An 18,495-nucleotide genomic window follows, 5' to 3' on the forward strand; every position below is an offset into this window, starting at 1 on the left:
TCCGCGCCTTATTATTTTGAGTAAAATAATAAGGTACAGAGTAGTTCTTTTAACCTTTTAAATGATTTTTATTTAAGAAAATGGAACAAGCTGATTTCGCACGGCATATATGACTGCTTGTGAACGGCTTTTCACATTTAGTTTTCTGAAAATCTTATTAATATGGATTTTAACTGTCTTGTCACTGATATATAGAGCTTCAGCAATTTCCTTATTGCTAAGACCTTTAGCCAATTCAAACAGTATTTCTTTTTCACGCTCTGTTAGTTCATTTTCATTTGATTCTGATTTCGTTTGCTGATGATATGTAATCAACTTTTTAGTCATACGCGGATGAATCACAGAATCTCCTTGTAATACCATTCGGATTGCCGCCACTACCTGATCGGATGATGAATCCTTCAGTAAATAACCGTCTGCACCTGCCCGAAGAGCAGCCATCAAGTATTCATCATGTTCATACATAGTCAATACGAGAACACGGCAGTTCGGATACTGATCTTTCACGAGTGATGTAGCCTCAATACCATTTTTTCCCGGTAAGTTAATATCCATTAAAATACAATCAGGCCTACAATCTTCCACTTTCTTTACTACCTCATCCCCGGAAACAGCTTCTCCAACTACTCGCATATCAGATTCGAGTTCCAATATACTTCGAATTCCATCACGCAAAACAGTATGATCATCCACTACTAATATTCGAATCATGATACTCCTCCCCCATTTCTGAATCTGGAATTAACAATGTGATTTCTGTACCTTTTCCTGCTGAACTATCAATCTGAAGGGTAGCCCCTAGCTGTTCAGCCTGTTCATTCATATGTAATATACCATAATGCGGCTCATGCTTTGCTTTAATCATAGATTCAAAAAGAGAAAAGCCAATTCCGTTATCCTTTACCTTTAAAAGTACATGTTCCCGTTGATAGCTTAGTAAAATGTCAACTTTATCTGCCTTTGCATGCTTTATAATGTTCTGCAAGCTCTCCTGTAAAGTATCGAAGATGACTCGTTCTTTCGTAAAACTAAGTTTTCGAGAACGGCCTCTTTCATGATATAGAATGGTTAGACCATATTCTTGTTTTAAGGATTGAACTTTATTTATAATTGCTTGTTTTAGTCCTAATCTTTGTGTTGGATATGGCTTTAAAGCATAAATAGAATAACGAACTTCACTTAAACTCTTCCGTAATTTTTTTATGCTTGTATCTACCACTTGCTGCATGTCCTTTGGTCGATCTGCATATTTTTTCTGAGCTGACTCCATCTGAAATATCACTCCAGCCAATGCTTGTGCGATTCCATCGTGGATTTCACGAGCAATTCGATTTCTTTCTTCTAAAATCGTTCTTTTTTCCTGTTCAGAGACGAGTGTCCGTGTTTTAAGCAAGCTACCTAATTGATTGGCAAACGTAGCTAAAGTCTGTACATCTTCAGTAATAAAACTCGCACTCCTGCTTTTCCCTGCCACAAACATTCCAACTAATTCATGATTTACCTTAAGAGGTAAATATACAAGCGAGCGCATAGTATTTTCAAACACTTCATCTCCCGGAGCCATACCTGTTTTCCAATCAGTAACAACAACAGTTTCTGATATCTCTTCAAACTTCTTATGCAGGTCAGAATAATTAGAAATATCACGACGTACTTTTCCATCCTTTAATAAAAGTGTCCAGTTCTCTTCATCTTTTGCCCATAAAACATATGCCTGTATTCCTAAGAATCCTTTCAGTGATTGTTTCATCTGCTGTAAGTTTCCGGCAGATAATCCATGACTTAATTCCGTCGTAATGGAAAAAAGCTTATATAATCGTTCTTTTTCCACCCGTATTTGTCTAACGAAAGAGCTAATGATACAAATTGCCACAAGCGGGAAAAAGAAGAATAGAACCATGATTTCATCCATCACTCCGCGATATCGGTAATCTAAAATATGTATAAGTGAAGAATAAAATAAACAAAAACTCAAACTCAAGAGTACTAATATATTCTTTTTACGCCACTCTTCTAGCGGATAGGGCTGAGGAAGAAGTATGATTAAAAGATCGTAAAATAAACTGTTAAAAAGGCAAAGAAATGCGCTGAATAAAAACAAGCTTATAAATTTTTCATATAAAACTGAAAGATTCATTCCAGAAATAAAAAAAGAGAAACATCCACTGGAAAACCATTCTGCTAATACGATACTAAGAGCAAGTTGCGCACAATTGAATACCGTCCTTTGCATAGGTAATCGGCGAAGCAATTGGATACTTAACATCACACCCACACACGAAACAACAGTTATATGCATTCCAAACTGCCAATTCATTGTATAAATAAGTGTAAGGCTGAGTGTGATCCCCCCTCTCCAAATGCGGATAGGAAAATACTCAGTAATTCCCATAAACATAATTAACAACAAAAGCAGTATAAGATGGGAAGGCATTTCACTTAAAAATAAGGAAATAATAACAGCAGTTAAACCCAGAAAAGAGATAGAATAAATATAAAAACTAGCTACTTGCTCTCTCATAGAAGTAAAATCTATCTTTTTCAAAACGATCCCTCCCTCAAAAAAATTTATCCCGCTATTTGCGGGCAGTAAGACTCCCACCTCAAAAGTCAGGTGGGAGCCCTGCTGCCCGTAAACGCCCGATTGGTGAAGGCTAATAATCAGTAGGGGATGAACAAAACCCCCACTGATTATAGTTTCACTTTATTATCATCATTATCTACTAAAAAACCGGCACTGGCAAAATGAGAAGGTTCTCATTAGCCAATCACCGGCTGTGCGCTGTCCCTTAGAAGGGATGACACAATATTAGTATAAAACAGGCCTCTTCATTCCGCCACCCATCAAATGTTATAATTGTAAATATATTCTATGTCTATCATATAGAACTAAAGATGTATATGAATCAATTTCATAATTGGTTTTTACCGGTAGAAGATACTACTTTAAATCCAAGTTGTTCATATATTTTCAGTAATTCACTCTCCATTATATATTTTCTTCTTCCACATTCATTTTCTATTCTGTAATTGACTATATTCTTCTTTTGTATTTACATTAAGAAATAACCCCTTCGACAGCTGTGATTCTTCTGCCGTAATATACTGCGTTTTACAATGAGATAATAGCCCCTGCATACTTCTCTTATCTTCTTTTAATAACCGCTCTATTTTTTCTTTTGCTCGGTGATGATACAATGCTAACAGTGGTTGTTTCCGCCCCTCCACCAATGGAACAATTGCTTCATACGCTTCATCTACTCGTTCTATAAATGCCATCGCCCATTCTTTCGAAACATTTGGTGTATCACACGGTGCAACGATATACCAATCTGCATCTACGAATTCCATGCCTGTTAATAAACCAGCAAGCGGACCGTTTCCTTTATACATCGCGATATCTTCTACAACTGGTACATGCAATATATGCAAGAGATCATTAGTAATCGCTGGGTTGCTAATTACAACAACGTCTGTAACAACCTCTTTCAATGCCTCTATACTATACTCAATAAATGTTTTCCCGCGCCAGGTTGCCAATGCTTTCGGCTCTCCAAAACGACTAGACTGTCCGCCGGCCAATACAATTCCTGCAATTTTCATTGGCGATGCAGCTCAAATGTAATATGACCTAATTCCGGTAAAATTAACTTATTCATCGCAAGACGAACCGCTCCGCTAGACCCTGGCATTGAAAAGACAACTTTACGTCCGATTGTACCGCCGATTGCTCTACTTAACATCGCACTACTTCCGATATCTTCTAAGTAACTTATCATACGGAACAACTCACCAAATCCAACAATTTCTTTATCTAATAACACTGACACTGCCTCAATCGTTACATCACGTTTCGTAATACCAGTTCCGCCATTCGTTAACACAACATCAACATCTTCCCTATGATAACCAGCTAACACAGCCTGCTGAATACTTTCTTTATCATCTTTCACAATTTCATAAGAGGTCACTTTATGTCCTGCTTCTATTAATAATGCATGTAACAATTGACCACTCTTATCCGTCTCTTCCGTACGTGTATCGGAAATCGTCATGATCTTACAACGCACTTCTTTTGGCGCTTGTTTTTTATGTTCAGTTACACTCATTTTTCATCTTCCCCTTCTTAAAAGCTTTTCTTCATTTTATCATACATATCTTTACACAATTCTGTATGAAGCCACCGATACGTCATGATACAATATAAGTATGAAAACCCACAAAAAGGAATTTAAATAGGTATACTATTTCCATTTCTTATACTCCTAGCTTTCACATCATTAGCTACTATTTATCTCTTCTTATGTTTTCTACATAATAGGTTTAGTTTTTAAATTTACAATACAAAATAATTCGGAGGTTCACATACTATGGAACTTTATAAAAAATTAACAACGACATTCATCCTCTTATTTGTCGCTTCCATCACTGTCGGCTTTTCTTTAAAAGGCGCAATTCCATACGCTACATTAGTGAGTATTATATTTGCAACGCTATTTTTACTGAGCAGTGCTTTTTGCGCAGGAAAAGCGCGTCAACTGAAAGGTTGATTGTCTATGTTCCGTAAGAAACCAATCCTTTGTAAATTATGTGAAAAGGAAATACAAACGTATGAAAAAACATGGATTCACATGCCATTTCCGGCAAGTGGTATGACAAATATGAAGAAGTATATTGAGCTAGACGGGGAAGTTTATTGTAGTTCTTGCATTCAAGTAGTAAATAAAGTGAAACTTTAATCAGTGGGGGTTTTGTTCTTCCCCACTGATTATTAATTGAACCAATCGGGCTTTTACGGGCAGTTAGCCTCCTACCTAACTTTTTTGCTTTACAGCCGAATTTTGAGGTGGGAGGCTTACTGCCCGTTAATGCGGGATAAAACCAAATAAAAAAAGCTTTGCGACACGCGCAAAGCTTCTTTTTCATATATTATAGACCAGCTTGCTCTTTTAAAGTAGCTGCTTTGTCTGTACGTTCCCATGTAAGATCTACATCAGTACGTCCGAAGTGGCCGTAAGCTGCTGTTTGTTTGTAAATTGGGCGACGTAAGTCTAGCATTTTAATAATACCAGCTGGGCGAAGATCGAAGTTGTTACGAACTAGTTCCACTAGTACGTCTTCAGATACTTTACCAGTGCCAAATGTATCAACTGAAATTGATACTGGTTGCGCTACGCCGATTGCGTATGCAAGTTGTACTTCTGCTTTGTCAGCAAGACCAGCTGCTACGATGTTTTTCGCAACATAACGAGCTGCATATGCTGCTGAACGGTCAACTTTCGTTGCATCTTTACCAGAGAATGCACCGCCACCGTGGCGAGCGTATCCACCGTAAGTATCAACGATGATTTTACGTCCTGTTAAACCAGCATCACCTTGTGGTCCACCAATTACGAAGCGGCCAGTTGGGTTAATGAAGAATTTCGTTTCTCCATCCATTAATTCTGCTGGAACTACAGCTTTAATTACATGTTCTTTTAAATCGCGATCGATTTCTTCCCATGTAACATCTGGATGATGCTGTGTAGAAATTACAATTGTATCCACACGTACAGGTTTACCATTTTCATCATACTCAACTGTAACTTGCGTTTTTCCATCCGGACGTAAGTATGATAATGTGTCATCTTTACGTACTTCAGTTAAACGACGAGCTAATTTGTGAGCAAGCGAGATTGGAAGTGGCATTAATTCTTGTGTTTCATTACATGCGAAGCCAAACATTAAACCTTGGTCTCCTGCACCAATTGCCTCAATCTCAGCGTCAGTCATTAGACCTTCGCGTGCTTCTAGCGCTTGGTCAACACCCATAGCGATGTCAGCAGATTGCTCATCGATAGATGTTAAAACTGCACAAGTTTCTGCATCGAATCCATATTTTGCGCGTGTGTAACCAATGCCTTGAATTGTTTCACGAACGATTTTTGGAATATCTACGTAAGTAGAAGTCGTAATTTCCCCCGCTACCAATACTAAACCAGTTGTTACAGTTGTTTCACAAGCTACACGTGCATTTGCGTCCTTTGCTAAGATCGCATCTAAAATTGAATCAGAAATTTGGTCACAAATTTTATCTGGATGTCCTTCAGTTACAGACTCAGATGTGAACAGATGACGTTTTTTTGTCATGTGGTAAACCTCCCTACAGTAATTGTATATATTGTACGGAACTCATCCTTAATTTGCCACAAACTGCGACATACATTTATTCTCCCACACAAGCATACAGAAAAACCTTTCCTACTTAACATAGAGGAAAGGTTTAAATTGCTACTTGCATACTGCTTTTTGCCCTTTGCTCTTATCGTTCGAGACCGTTAGCCTCGCACAGGTTTTAGCACCTATTCACCTGTATTTACCACTACAAGTGAGGTTGCTGGGCTTCATCGGGCCTGTCCCTCCGCCAGCTCGGGATAAGAGAGTATCCGTCCCAACCTATACTAAAGAAATGATATTCATTTGTCAATTAATATTCACATTTTCCTGAAAGTTTTTCTCAATGCGCATAGAATGAAATATTAATAAGGAAATGATACATTCACACAAACAAAAATAAATAAATAGTATACATTATTTATATAATTGTGTTATACTCTTGATGGGGATTACGAGAAATATTTCATTAAATGAAAAGGATGGTATATAAATATGAGTACTGTGAATGTCCAAATTGGTTTACATGAATTATTGAACGGAAGCAATGCACAGATTCAATTAAGTGTTCCGCAATTAGTGGAAAAAGTATTAATGCGAAACGAAGGGAAATTAACTTCTACTGGTGCCGTTTCTGCTTCAACAGGAAAATACACAGGACGTTCTCCTAAAGATAAATTTATTGTGAAGGAAGCATCGGTTGCTGACAAAATTGCTTGGGGAGCCGTGAACCAACCGATCTCTGAAGAACATTTTAATAAATTATATATAAAAGTTTTAGAATACTTAAAAGAAAAAGAAGAGTTATTCATCTTCAAAGGATTTGCTGGCGCTGATCGCAACTATCGCCTACCAATTCAAGTTGTTAACGAATATGCATGGCATAATTTGTTCGTACATCAATTATTTATTCGTCCAAATGAAGAAGAATTAGCAACTCACGAATCAGAGTTCACAATTGTTTCTGCACCAAACTTCAAAGCAGATCCAGCAATTGACGGTACAAATTCTGAAGCATTCATTATGGTTTCATTCGAAAAACGTATCGTACTAATCGGTGGTACAGAATACGCTGGAGAAATGAAAAAATCAATCTTCTCTATTATGAACTTCTTACTACCTGAACAAGACATTCTTTCTATGCACTGCTCTTCAAACGTAGGCGAAGAAGGCGACGTAGCACTATTCTTTGGTTTATCTGGAACAGGCAAAACAACATTATCTGCTGATCCAAACCGTAAATTAATCGGTGACGATGAGCACGGTTGGTCTGATAACGGTGTATTCAATATTGAAGGCGGTTGCTATGCAAAATGTGTAAACCTTTCTCATGAGAAAGAGCCACAAATCTTCGATGCAATCAAATTTGGTTCCGTTTTAGAAAACGTTGTCATTGACGGTCAAACACGCATCGCCGACTATAACGATACTACTTTAACAGAAAATACACGTGCTGCATACCCTATGCATGCGATTGACAATATCGTACTGCCAAGTGTTGCAGGACATCCAAATACAATTATTTTCTTAACTGCTGATGCATCTGGCGTATTGCCTCCAATCAGTAAGTTATCAAAAGAGCAAGCTATGTACCATTTCTTAAGCGGTTACACTAGTAAACTAGCAGGAACAGAGCGCGGTGTTACATCTCCGCAAGCTACATTCTCTACTTGCTTCGGTTCACCATTCTTACCGCTTGATGCATCTCGTTATGCTGAAATGCTTGGTGAAAAAATCGAGAAACATAATGCAAAAGTATTCTTAGTAAACACTGGCTGGACTGGTGGCGAATACGGTGTTGGTAAACGTATGAACTTAGGTTACACTCGTGCAATGATTCAAGCAGCACTAAGCGGTGAACTTGCTAAAGCTGAAACTGCAAAACACGACATCTTTGGCCTTGAAGTACCTTGTCACGTTCCAGGTGTACCTGACGAAGTATTAATGCCTGAACAAACTTGGGCTGATAAAGATGCTTACAAAGCAAAAGCAATTGAGCTTGCAAACGAATTTAAAGAAAACTTCAAAAAATTCGATAGCGTTTCTGAAGATATTATTAACTTAGGCGGTCCAATCGCTTAATATATAAAGTGAAACTTTAATCAGTGGGGGTTTTGTTCATCCCCCACTGATTATTAGTTGAACCAATCGGGCATTTACGGGCAGTTGATCTCCCACCTAACTTCTTTGCTCCACCTGAATTTTGAGGTGGGAGTTTTACTGCCCGTTAATGCGGGATAAACTTTCTGTTGCAATAACCCTTTACTCATATGAATAAGTATCGTGTAGCCAAAAGTTTCGCGTACTCACCGACAAAACCCAATGCGGCTTAACGGTTACACATACTTACATAAAAAAGAAGCTTACGTTTTTCGCGTAAGCTTCTTTCTATATATTCTTTAATTTACCCACATACAAACCACGGCTTCGAAAATATAAATAGGTTTTACGCTCACTTGCTCCTTCTGGCTTCACACCGCATGGGGCTAAAAAAGGATCTAACCGCTTCTATCCGTCGCCAGACCCTCTGTTCCAACTTAAAACTTTCCAACCACAATTTTCAATTTATATACTTAGATTTTCACACATATAAATCACGACTTCGAACACACAAACTATTTCCCTACTCACTACATCCTTCTGGCTTCACACCGCATGGGGCTAAAAAAGGATCTAACCGCTTCTATTCATCGCCGGATCCTCTATTCCAACTTAAAAGAAGCTTTTTATCTTTTTTAGCTCTTTGTTAGTTCCTTTTCATCTTTCATGCTATAGTAGCCTAAATTAACAACGATTAAGAAATAACCACCCATAATCCCAACTGCAAATGCCCACATAACCATATGGTGCTCAATTTCGTACATAATAATTGCACCAAGGATCGCCGCTGCGTAGCGATTAAACATACCAAGCGTCGGCGCTTTCGTCTTCTTTACGATACTATCCCCAAGTTTTTCGATACGCCTTCCTAAAATCCAAACACAATACATGCTTACAATAAGTCCAATTCCTGCACCTAGAAAATGTGCTGAAAAGGGTGTTAACATCCAGCCTAATAACAGAATACCTAGTAGATAATACGATTGAATTTTAAACGACCTTAATGACATACTAATCATGTTGTACTCCCCTTCAATAGTTTTTATCTATCCAACAAAAGTTATATAACTCATTTCTTTCGAGTCCATGCTACTTAAAATCTATTTCATTCAAATTAAAAACAACATAAACTGTATGTTTATGTTGTTAAAATGCTTTTAGAAAATAATATTATACAAGATTTCTAATATAGAATCCCTCATAAATGTGACATTTTTCAAAACATTTTCGTCCAATTATGAAAAAAGTGATATCAATCTATGAACATACGGATATGATGTAATAAGCACATAAATAAAGGGGGCGTCTAATGGTTTATTTTTTAATGGCTCTCATTCACCTCATTGTCCCTGCACTTATTGGACTTTCCTTGTATTGGTACACGAAAAGACATAGTATTTTCTATGCTGTCCTCGGTGTTCTTCTTCCAGGTATTATTCTTATTACACTCTTCCGTATTCCATTTTTAAATTTAATTCCACTTATTACTGCTATCTTGTTTCTCATCTTTTTACCAAAAATAAAAAAATAGGAAAGCAGATCATAGGTAATCTGTTTTCCTATTTTGATATAGGTTCTTGTACGGTAGAGTGCGCTTCTATTTTCTCCGATTTCACAAACCATAGACCGAAGAAAATGATAATTCCACCGATTATTTGTTGAAACGATACATATTCATTTGCCCATACAGCTGCAAATAAAACAGCTACAAGCGGTGTTATATACATATATACCATCGTATGTGACGCACCAATTTTTTGAACACCAACATACCACATCACTAAACCGAATACTGTTACAAAGAAAATAGAATATAGTAAAGCAAATAGTGTCATTCCGTGTGTAATGTGAAATGGCATGACAAATACATGTGGACCACTTAACAATAAGAGCGGAATCGCTCCAACTAATGTCGACCATGCAGTAACACGTAATGCTGAGTATTTTTTAATAAGCGGCCCTGCTAAAACGGGATAAAGTCCCCAACATATTGATGTAATAAGTCCAATCCCATTTCCGTAGAAAGAACTAGCGAGTGAATGCCCCGCTACTAAAACTAATGTAGCACCAATAAAGGCAATCATGGAACCAACTAACTTTCGAGAAGAAAATTTTTCTTGTTTCAAGAAAATCGCAAATAAAGTTGTAAAAATAGGTGAAATAGAAATGAGTAAAGAGGCATTTGTAGCGGATGTATATTGTACAGTTTCCATGAATAACGTTTGATACAGTACAATACCTACCGTGCTAACGATGATTAATCTTGGTATATCTTTTCGCTCCATATAAAGTGACTTTTCGATAAAGAACGTAAGTAATAACAGTAGTGGTGCTGCTGTCATCATTCGAACTGCAGTAAACTCAATCGCCGTAAATTCTAAAAGTCCATATTTCGCAATCGTATAGTTAATCCCCCAAATAATAACGACACTTAAAATTAATAACTCAATTCCCCATTTTCTCATACGCAATCCCCTCCGCAAAGAAAATTATACAGAAAATTCAACTATGTGTACATTTCATTATGTGAAAAAATCTTTTTATTGTATGAAGAACCTTATCTTAGTAAATGAAATTTTATAGACGATTTTCAAAGTATATCAGCGATTCGAAAAAGAATATCGACTTATCAATAAGAAACGACAATAGTATCACCCTATACTATAAAGAAAAGGCAGCTCCAAAATTTTTTGGGGCCGCCTTTTCTTTACTATACTCGAACATGTAACTTCATATTCGGATTATAAAACTGGCTTGGGCTCTTCAGCTGAAAAGTCCCTCCAACTTCATGCCAATCAACTGTTAACTTATCATCCATAAATACAAGCTTTGTTCGATCTGCAATAAAGTTTAGTACGCTTGATTCAATATCTACATCGCGCTCATCTTTCTCTGAAACGGCTACTAAATCAATAATCCCGCTCATAACACAACCGCAACCTTCATTATCGTAAAATAATTTTATATATTTCGCTTCATTTGGAATCGTATCCATAATCTTTTTATATGCTGCTTCTGTTACAGTAACGTACATGCGTGAATCTACATCCTCTCTTCTCGTATCATTCTTATATTGTACCATTCTTTTTCTTAATTCCACCCGTTTGTTGTATACAGAAAATTAAGACTAATATACAATATATGTGATAAAGGAGGTTGTATCATCGATGTTCAAATTACGGCGATACCCCATTTTCTTAGGTCTATTAGGTAGCTTTTTTATTTCTAGCGGAATGATACTACAACACATACTTCCCTATTCTCCTTCTATTGGCTGGATTCTAGGCTTTATTTGTTTCCTATCCGCTTCTTATTTTGCTATGAAAGACAAAAACAACTAACAAAGTAAGAATTATCTTAAGGAGGATTTTGATGTAGACGTTACTTTGATTCCACAGGAGACATGGTGGTTATCAAACTAATAACACCTCCCCTATTTTTGAAATCTATATACACAATACGATCGACCACACAAAAATATAGAATCTACAATATATATATAGTAGTTCTACTTTTAAAACTAGATTTTCAAAAATATAGAAAGGAGACAATATATGTACCAACGCAATTGCTTTAGTTGTGACGGTAGACGCAACAGTGGTTCTATCGGAAGCACTGGACCTACTGGTGCTACAGGTCCTACTGGCGCTACAGGTCCTACTGGCAATGCCGGACCTACTGGGGCCGGTTTACAAAGTACTACCGCTTTTAGTCTAGCAGCCGCTCCTAACTATAAAACGGGACAAGTTGTGACTTACACAAGTAGCGGCTATGTTGTAAAAAAAGATGCACCTCAAGGGTTTCCGAATGTGTCCCCAGATTATATCGTATTAGTAGAAGGTGGACCTACTGGCAACACTGGTTCTACTGGCATCACTGGACCTACTGGCATCACTGGTTCTACCGGCATCACTGGACCTACTGGCATCACTGGTTCTACCGGCATCACTGGACCTGCAGGTAGTTCATCAGCGAAAAGTATTGTTTTTCAAGGGACGAATGCTGGGTTTCAACGTATAGCAGGTTCTCCAGGAATTGATTCTAACGTTATTCCGTATGTAACTGCTGGAGCTGGGAATATAGTTGGTTTTGCTGCATCTATAAATATTAATAACTTACCCGCTGCTGTTTATACGATTGATATTTGCAAGGATGTCCCAACAAACCTCTCTGCCCCTACCTCTAGTTACATCCTATCTACTATCACTTTAACTACTACAGATAAAATTACGGGGACTATGACATTTTCAATTAAACCTACGGATATTGGCTCTAGACAACCTCAAGTGTATAACCCTACTCCAGTACCTGGACCTGCCACTGTAACTTGGACTAGTATTACAACTGGAAACCTGGTTTCGAGGGGGGATGCGATATCTCTTTATATTACCCCCGGGATTACGGCAAGTGCTGTATATTCTGTTTTTCTAATCACTGATATATAGCCCACACTTACAAATCGTTCATTTTACAAAAAACTTCGCTACCGAGGCCAACAAAATTACAAATAAATTAAAACAAATAACAGACAAATTCATTATATACCTCACCTTGGATATATCCATATTTTGATTTTTCAAATTGGTACACTATGTCAATATTGTAAACATCCCCTCTATTGAAATTCCGTACTTCCATCCAAAATGAAAAGGGAAATCACTCTAAAGAAAGTGATTTCCCCTTTTTAAAATACCCACCGTTAAATCGGCAACATAATCTCAACAGTCGTTCCAACTCCAACTTCACTTTCAAAGTTCAATTTACCGTGGTGATCTTTAATAATTTTTTCCGTAACTACTAATCCTAAGCCTGTTCCAGTTTCTTTCGTTGTGTAAAAAGCTTCATTTAGCTTAGGAATTTTATCTTTCGGAATGCCGCATCCCTCATCTATAATTTGAACAATGATCACATCTTCCACTATAACTTTTACAGTAATAGTTCCGCCAACTGACATTGCTTCAATCGCATTTTTAATTAAATTAAAAAATACTTGTTTCAATCGTTTCTCATCACATGTAATTGAAGGTATGTCTTTACTATAAATAGCATGCATTTTTATCCCTTGTTCTAAAGCTGGCTTTTCCATAACCCTGATAACATAAGAGATGATTTCTTTAATATTATGAGTTTCGGATTCTACCGATTTAGATTTCTCAAACCCATTTAGTTCTGTAGCAATTGTATAAATTCGCTCTACTTCCTGTCTCATAATTTCACTATAAATCTTATCTTCTGGATATTTTTTCGCTTGCTTATTCACAAGTTTTTTCAATTTTTCTAACGGTCTTCTAATCTTATCGCCAATTACTGTTGCCATTTTTCCAACCATCGCTAATTTTTCTACATTTTGTATTTCTTTGTCCATCATTTCAAGTGTACGAACGTAAGATTGGAATCTTAAAAATATAATCCAACATATAATAACAAACACGCTATATAATGCTATTGGGATAAGAACGATAAAGGATTGAACAACGAATCCCATAAGTGCATATTTTCCAACAATAGTTCCGGCAACTAACCAAAAATACCTCTTATTCACAAATATCGGTGCAAATAAAATAAAGAATCCTTCTACTATATTCCCGCCATCAAATTCCGCATCACTTCCGTAATAAATAATGAAGTTATTAATAAAATCCAATATATTATAGCCAATTAAAATAATATACTTCACAATATACGGCTTTTTCCATTTCATAAAATAAAGTCCTATAAAGAGTAATCCAACCATCAAACTATATAGCCATAAACCTAATCCTTCTCCAAAAACATCTGCTAGTTTTTGATTTTTATCTGCTAAAAGGACCATCGCCTTTTCAGCAAAATCATACGCAAAAAATATAACGAAGAATAAGCTTAAAAATATTATTAATGCCTTTATCTCTTCTTTTGCAAATATATTGCCTTTTTCCATATGATAACTCCTTTAACAACACCTCTTAATCTTGTGTCACATTGCGCTCACATTTTTTCGGGAGTAGTATTTCTACTCTCGTCCCTTTCTTTACTTCACTAGAAATGTGTAATTCTCCAAGATGCTCTGTCATCATTCGCTCTGCTACCGTAAGACCTAATCCAATTCTATCTTGCTTCGTTGTATAAAAAGCATCCTTAACTCGTCCTAAATTATCCTTTTTTATCCCAAAACCACTATCTACTATACTTACTATTACATAATCTCTTTTTTTATTTTCAACTTGTATTTTTAATGTTCCGCCATGTTCCATTGCCTCTAAAGCATTTTTAATAACATACAAAAATACTCCTTTTAATTTGCGTTTATCACATTCAATTTCACTTCTATTTTGCTCTTCATTAAAGGTGCAATTTATATTTAACTCGTTCATTTTTTCGCGCATGTTTTCTACCGCTTGTACTAAAACATCACTTACAATGTGTTTTTCATAAACAGAAGGTTTACATGTAGCAACCTCCATTAATTCACTAATCATATTATTCATATTTTCGATTTCGAGAATCATTTGTTCATATGTTGCATCTTTTTCGTGTTTCTCTTTTTGTAATTGCGTAAACCCTTTTAATGAAGCAAGTGGGTTTTTAATTTCATGTCCGACTGTCGCTGCCATTTTTCCGATAACCGCCAATTTTTGTGACTGACTTGCCTCAGCAATACGTCCTTTTACTGCTGAAAGATATTGTAAAAATCGATTTAAAATAATAAATGACACGAAAAGTAACACCATATTTATAACAAGAGACATAAACAAGTTAAGTTCTCCAAATACAAATAGGTATATCATATATTTCCCTATAAGAAATGGCGCTAAGACAAATAAATATCTTTTACTCAAAAATATCGGTACGAAGAAAATGAAAATATATTCAATTACATTCCCTTCATCAAATGCTATTGTATTATGAAAAGCATACCATCCAATATTAAAAGTCTCTGCGATCATGTATGCAAATAAATATGTATATTTAACTAAATATGCTTTTCCTCTCTCAAATAAGTAAACACTAATACCTAATATAGCCATAATATATGCAAGCTTCCATATCACTTTATGCCAATTTCCTAAAGGCATTGTATCTTCTAATATAATCGCGTATGCAACCTCGTATACAATTAAAATAACATGCATTACCCATAAGAAAATCTTAGCGTTTTTCTTTTCTTCTTTAGCTGATAGAAAACTCTCTCCCACTTCAACACCCCTTCAAAAGAATACCATTTATTATAATAAATGATTTTCATAGACAAACAAAGATAAATTGAACAAATGAGGAAAATCAATCCATAGATAATATACTTCTTCAGACCATATGTAAGCATAAAAACCATGAACAATAATACGTATAATATGGGAGGTGCTTTATATGGATGGTCGTGAAAATAAGAAGATAGAACAGTTACAATCCTTTACGAAAAACAATGAAGGAAAAGAGATGACGACGAATACGGGGGTCAAAATTTCAAATGATGAAAACTCTTTATCCGCCGGCGATCGTGGCCCTACACTTTTAGAAGATTTCCTTATGCGAGAAAAACTCGCTCATTTTGACCGTGAACGAATTCCTGAAAGAGTCGTTCATGCCCGCGGTTACGGAGCACATGGTGTTTTTGAGCTATATGATTCTTTAGAAGACTTAACAATGGCTCATTTTTTACAAGACCCATCTAAAAAGACACCTATTTTTATTCGTTTTTCTGAAGTTGCTGGATCAAAAGGTGCAAATGAAACGAACCGAGATGTACGAGGATTCGCTGTTAAGTTTTATACAGAGGAAGGAAATTTCGATTTAGTGGGTAATAACATTCCGATTTTCTTCATTCAAGATGGTATTAAATTTCCGGATCTTATTCATGCTCTTAAACCAGAGCCACATAATGAGATTCCCCAAGGACAAACAGCACATGATACTTTTTGGGACTTTATCGCCAATAATCAAGAATCAGCTGCGATGATGATGTGGATTATGTCGGATCGTACAATTCCGAGAAGTTTTCGAATGATGCAAGGGTTCGGCGTTCATACATTCCGCTTAGTTAATAAACACGGAAAGTCACGATTCGTAAAATTCCACTGGAAGCCTAAGCTTGGCGTTCACTCGTTAATTTGGGATGAAGCTCAAAAAATAGGCGGTGCTGATCCGGATTACCATCGCCGTGATTTATGGGAAAATATTAATGTTGGAAACTACCCTGAGTACGAACTTGGCGTTCAAATTTTAGAAGAAGAGGACGAATTTAAATACGATTTCGATATATTAGATGCAACGAAAATTTGGCCGGAAGAAGACTTCCCTGTTAAAATCATCGGAAAAATGACGTTAAATCGAAACGTTGATAACGTATTTGCGGAAACAGAACAAGTCGCACTGCACCCTGGAAGCATCGTCCGCGGTATCGATTTTACAAATGATCCTCTCTTACAAGGTAGACTCTTTTCTTATACAGATACGCAATTAGCCCGCGTCGGTACAAACTATCAAGAGTTACCGATTAACCGCCCGGTATGTCCTTTTCATAACAATCAAAGAGATGGCGCGTCTAAATATATAATTGATAAAGGAAAAGTCGCTTACCATAATAACTCTTTAGCTAATAACTCTCCCTTTACTGTACCTGGTACGAAAGGCGGTTTCGTTACATATCCTTCTACTGTTTCCGGACATAAAACAAGAGAAACAGCCGCTAGTTTTAAAGACCATTTCTCACAAGCCCGTTTATTTTGGAATAGTATGAGCCACGTCGAAAAAATCCATATTATGCAGGCCTTCTCCTTTGAATTAGGAAAAGTAAAAAGTAAATCAGTTCGCCAACAAGTCGTAGATATGATTGGTCATATAAGTACAGAATTAGCTACTTTAGTAGCTGAAGCAGTCGGGGCAACAGTGCCAAATGTTCAAGAATCAAATGTTACAAAATCCTCACCAGCACTAAGTATGGAACATACAACATTCAGCCCAAATACATTAAGAGTAGGCGTCATTGTCGCAAACGGATATGACGGTCAAAACGCACAATATATTATAAATCAATTCAAACAAGCCGGTCTTCAGCCCGTTATTATTTCCGAACGATTAGGTTTTGTGCAAGGCTCTCAAAATGTAAAGTGGGAAGTAAATGATACTTTCTTAACAGGATCACCGCTTCTTTATGATGGGCTACTTCTTATTGGCGGAAATATTGATGATCATTTTCTTAACAAAGCAAGTTCATTTGTCGTAGAATCATATAATCACTTTAAGCCAATTGGTGCTTTCAAAAATGGAAATACTATTATTCAATCTTTAAACATCGAAGGAAAACCTGGTGTTATAACAGAACAAACCCCTACCTTACTTGCGAATGAATTTATTCAGGCAATGACAAAACAGCGATTTTGGGAAAGAGCCTATTAAAATACATGAGGAGGGTACATCATGTTCGTTACAGTGGAAAAAGATGTACACATTTTTGTTGAGGATATTAACCCAGGCCCTGGAAGTAAACCTGTCTTCTTCGTTCATGGCTGGCCTTTAAATCATCAAATGTACCAATATCAATTTAATATCTTACCACAACATGGTTTCCGCTGCATCGCCATGGATATACGAGGAAACGGACAGTCTGATAAACCATGGACTGGTTACACTTATGATCGTTTAGCTGATGATATCGCAATTATATTAGAAGCACTTCAAATAGAAAATGCTACGTTAGTTGGTTTCTCAGTCGGCGGTGCTCTTTCTATTCGATACATGTCACGATATAACGGTCGCCGTATTTCTAAACTTGCATTAATTGATGCCGTCTCCCCCTCTTTCGTAAAAAACCAACAATCCCCTTACGGCGTACCGAAAGAGCAAGCAGATGCCCTGATTGCTCAAATGTATGCGAATTTACCTAAATTTCTTAATGATGTATCTTTATCATTTTTTAATAGAAACTTAGGAGCTGCCACGTTAGAATGGTTTTCTTATCTCGGTATGCAGTCCGCTTCTTATGCTCTCATCAAAGTTTTGCAAGCTGCTGCAAACGAAGACGTAACGAAGGACTTAAGTAAAATTAACGTCCCAACAAAAATATTCCACGGTGTTCACGACCAACTCATCCCTTACAAAAGTGCTGAGTTAACAAAAGAACGCATTAAAAACTCTGAGCTATATCCTCTTACAAATAGCGGTCATGGCTCTCCAATCGATCAAGCGGATGAATTGAATAAAGAACTTATTAAATTTATAAACTCATAACAAATTAACAATGCCTCCTCAACAAAAAAGAATTTGTCA

At 36.6% G+C, this 18,495-nt stretch carries 17 protein-coding genes and 1 riboswitch; of the genes, 7 read left to right on the forward strand and 10 right to left on the reverse strand.

From position 1 onward, the window contains the following. Positions 1-72: 72 nt before the first annotated feature. The 4 genes from NSQ47_RS17205 to NSQ47_RS17220 form a co-directional block, all read right to left on the reverse strand. Positions 73-711: a response regulator gene (locus NSQ47_RS17205; RefSeq protein WP_078173938.1), complete on the reverse strand. Its 639-nt coding sequence runs from the start codon at positions 709-711 to the stop codon at positions 73-75. Beyond that, entirely contained in the window at positions 686-2,545 is a 1,860-nt protein-coding gene (locus NSQ47_RS17210; RefSeq protein WP_341037485.1) for a GAF domain-containing sensor histidine kinase, read from the reverse strand. Before NSQ47_RS17210 ends, NSQ47_RS17205 begins: the two co-directional genes overlap by 26 nt. A 467-nt stretch (positions 2,546-3,012) precedes the next feature. Continuing rightward, entirely contained in the window at positions 3,013-3,603 is a 591-nt protein-coding gene (gene mobA / locus NSQ47_RS17215) for a molybdenum cofactor guanylyltransferase (protein WP_078173936.1), read from the reverse strand. Next, on the reverse strand, positions 3,600-4,109 hold the full coding sequence (locus NSQ47_RS17220) for a MogA/MoaB family molybdenum cofactor biosynthesis protein (RefSeq protein ID WP_341037486.1): 510 nt from the start codon (positions 4,107-4,109) through the stop codon (positions 3,600-3,602). The genes mobA and NSQ47_RS17220 overlap by 4 nt, the downstream gene beginning before the upstream one ends. A gap of 261 nt (positions 4,110-4,370) precedes the next feature. Between NSQ47_RS17220 and NSQ47_RS17225 the strand changes: the two genes are divergently transcribed. Further along, positions 4,371-4,550 carry a hypothetical protein gene (locus NSQ47_RS17225; protein ID WP_002067722.1) on the forward strand — a complete coding sequence of 60 codons (180 nt, stop codon included), beginning with the start codon at positions 4,371-4,373 and terminating at the stop codon, positions 4,548-4,550. Positions 4,551-4,556: 6 nt separating this feature from the next. Next, positions 4,557-4,739: a hypothetical protein gene (locus NSQ47_RS17230; protein ID WP_016106424.1), complete on the forward strand. Its 183-nt coding sequence runs from the start codon at positions 4,557-4,559 to the stop codon at positions 4,737-4,739. A gap of 190 nt (positions 4,740-4,929) precedes the next feature. On the opposite strand, the gene metK is transcribed toward NSQ47_RS17230, so the two are convergent. Continuing rightward, positions 4,930-6,129, reverse strand: a complete 1,200-nt coding sequence (gene metK, locus NSQ47_RS17235; RefSeq protein ID WP_002112417.1) for a methionine adenosyltransferase — start codon at positions 6,127-6,129, stop codon at positions 4,930-4,932. 169 nt (positions 6,130-6,298) lie between these two features. Further along, positions 6,299-6,420, reverse strand: a riboswitch (SAM riboswitch). 228 nt (positions 6,421-6,648) lie between these two features. On the opposite strand from metK, the gene pckA reads away from it, so the two are divergent. Beyond that, the gene (gene pckA / locus NSQ47_RS17240) at positions 6,649-8,235 is read left to right on the forward strand and encodes a phosphoenolpyruvate carboxykinase (ATP) (protein ID WP_002112418.1); all 1,587 of its coding nucleotides are present in this window, start codon (positions 6,649-6,651) and stop codon (positions 8,233-8,235) included. Between the two features lie 653 nt (positions 8,236-8,888). Here the strand turns inward: pckA and NSQ47_RS17245 are convergent. Next, positions 8,889-9,272: an ATP synthase subunit I gene (locus NSQ47_RS17245; RefSeq protein WP_131232029.1), complete on the reverse strand. Its 384-nt coding sequence runs from the start codon at positions 9,270-9,272 to the stop codon at positions 8,889-8,891. Positions 9,273-9,562: 290 nt separating this feature from the next. On the opposite strand from NSQ47_RS17245, the gene NSQ47_RS17250 reads away from it, so the two are divergent. Beyond that, the gene (locus tag NSQ47_RS17250) at positions 9,563-9,784 is read left to right on the forward strand and encodes a hypothetical protein (protein WP_002112420.1); all 222 of its coding nucleotides are present in this window, start codon (positions 9,563-9,565) and stop codon (positions 9,782-9,784) included. 28 nt (positions 9,785-9,812) lie between these two features. Here the strand turns inward: NSQ47_RS17250 and NSQ47_RS17255 are convergent, their stop codons facing one another. Both NSQ47_RS17255 and NSQ47_RS17260 read right to left on the reverse strand, forming a co-directional pair. After that, positions 9,813-10,718: a DMT family transporter gene (locus tag NSQ47_RS17255; protein ID WP_002160140.1), complete on the reverse strand. Its 906-nt coding sequence runs from the start codon at positions 10,716-10,718 to the stop codon at positions 9,813-9,815. Positions 10,719-10,963: 245 nt separating this feature from the next. Beyond that, entirely contained in the window at positions 10,964-11,287 is a 324-nt protein-coding gene (locus NSQ47_RS17260; RefSeq protein ID WP_000289566.1) for an iron-sulfur cluster biosynthesis family protein, read from the reverse strand. A gap of 520 nt (positions 11,288-11,807) precedes the next feature. Between NSQ47_RS17260 and NSQ47_RS17265 the strand changes: the two genes are divergently transcribed. Continuing rightward, on the forward strand, positions 11,808-12,698 hold the full coding sequence (locus tag NSQ47_RS17265; protein ID WP_341037490.1) for a collagen-like protein: 891 nt from the start codon (positions 11,808-11,810) through the stop codon (positions 12,696-12,698). Positions 12,699-12,952: 254 nt separating this feature from the next. Here the strand turns inward: NSQ47_RS17265 and NSQ47_RS17270 are convergent, their stop codons facing one another. Both NSQ47_RS17270 and NSQ47_RS17275 read right to left on the reverse strand, forming a co-directional pair. Beyond that, a complete protein-coding gene (locus NSQ47_RS17270; protein WP_341037491.1) occupies positions 12,953-14,170 on the reverse strand; it encodes an ATP-binding protein in 1,218 nt (405 codons plus the stop codon). 25 nt (positions 14,171-14,195) lie between these two features. After that, complete coding sequence (locus NSQ47_RS17275; protein ID WP_341037492.1) at positions 14,196-15,425, reverse strand: ATP-binding protein; 1,230 nt, start codon at positions 15,423-15,425, stop codon at positions 14,196-14,198. A gap of 172 nt (positions 15,426-15,597) precedes the next feature. On the opposite strand from NSQ47_RS17275, the gene NSQ47_RS17280 reads away from it, so the two are divergent. Both NSQ47_RS17280 and NSQ47_RS17285 read left to right on the forward strand, forming a co-directional pair. After that, on the forward strand, positions 15,598-17,625 hold the full coding sequence (locus NSQ47_RS17280) for a catalase (protein WP_341037493.1): 2,028 nt from the start codon (positions 15,598-15,600) through the stop codon (positions 17,623-17,625). A gap of 21 nt (positions 17,626-17,646) precedes the next feature. Continuing rightward, on the forward strand, positions 17,647-18,456 hold the full coding sequence (locus NSQ47_RS17285) for an alpha/beta fold hydrolase (RefSeq protein WP_341037494.1): 810 nt from the start codon (positions 17,647-17,649) through the stop codon (positions 18,454-18,456). Positions 18,457-18,495 lie beyond the last annotated feature (39 nt).

It is taken from the genome of Bacillus sp. FSL R10-2780, from assembly GCF_038006125.1.
Lineage (GTDB): Bacteria > Bacillota > Bacilli > Bacillales > Bacillaceae_G > Bacillus_A > Bacillus_A cereus_U.

Bases quoted from the DNA above. Each gene is read 5' to 3' on its own strand.
- NSQ47_RS17205 (WP_078173938.1), bottom strand. From the start codon at position 711: ATGATTCGAATATTAGTAGTGGATGATCATACTGTTTTGCGTGATGGA.
- mobA (WP_078173936.1), bottom strand. From the start codon at position 3,603: ATGAAAATTGCAGGAATTGTATTGGCCGGCGGACAGTCTAGTCGTTTT.
- NSQ47_RS17220 (WP_341037486.1), bottom strand. From the start codon at position 4,109: ATGAGTGTAACTGAACATAAAAAACAAGCGCCAAAAGAAGTGCGTTGT.
- NSQ47_RS17225 (WP_002067722.1), top strand. From the start codon at position 4,371: ATGGAACTTTATAAAAAATTAACAACGACATTCATCCTCTTATTTGTC.
- NSQ47_RS17230 (WP_016106424.1), top strand. From the start codon at position 4,557: ATGTTCCGTAAGAAACCAATCCTTTGTAAATTATGTGAAAAGGAAATA.
- metK (WP_002112417.1), bottom strand. From the start codon at position 6,129: ATGACAAAAAAACGTCATCTGTTCACATCTGAGTCTGTAACTGAAGGA.
- pckA (WP_002112418.1), top strand. From the start codon at position 6,649: ATGAGTACTGTGAATGTCCAAATTGGTTTACATGAATTATTGAACGGA.
- NSQ47_RS17245 (WP_131232029.1), bottom strand. From the start codon at position 9,272: ATGATTAGTATGTCATTAAGGTCGTTTAAAATTCAATCGTATTATCTA.
- NSQ47_RS17250 (WP_002112420.1), top strand. From the start codon at position 9,563: ATGGTTTATTTTTTAATGGCTCTCATTCACCTCATTGTCCCTGCACTT.
- NSQ47_RS17255 (WP_002160140.1), bottom strand. From the start codon at position 10,718: ATGAGAAAATGGGGAATTGAGTTATTAATTTTAAGTGTCGTTATTATT.
- NSQ47_RS17260 (WP_000289566.1), bottom strand. From the start codon at position 11,287: ATGTACGTTACTGTAACAGAAGCAGCATATAAAAAGATTATGGATACG.
- NSQ47_RS17265 (WP_341037490.1), top strand. From the start codon at position 11,808: ATGTACCAACGCAATTGCTTTAGTTGTGACGGTAGACGCAACAGTGGT.
- NSQ47_RS17270 (WP_341037491.1), bottom strand. From the start codon at position 14,170: ATGGAAAAAGGCAATATATTTGCAAAAGAAGAGATAAAGGCATTAATA.
- NSQ47_RS17280 (WP_341037493.1), top strand. From the start codon at position 15,598: ATGGATGGTCGTGAAAATAAGAAGATAGAACAGTTACAATCCTTTACG.
- NSQ47_RS17285 (WP_341037494.1), top strand. From the start codon at position 17,647: ATGTTCGTTACAGTGGAAAAAGATGTACACATTTTTGTTGAGGATATT.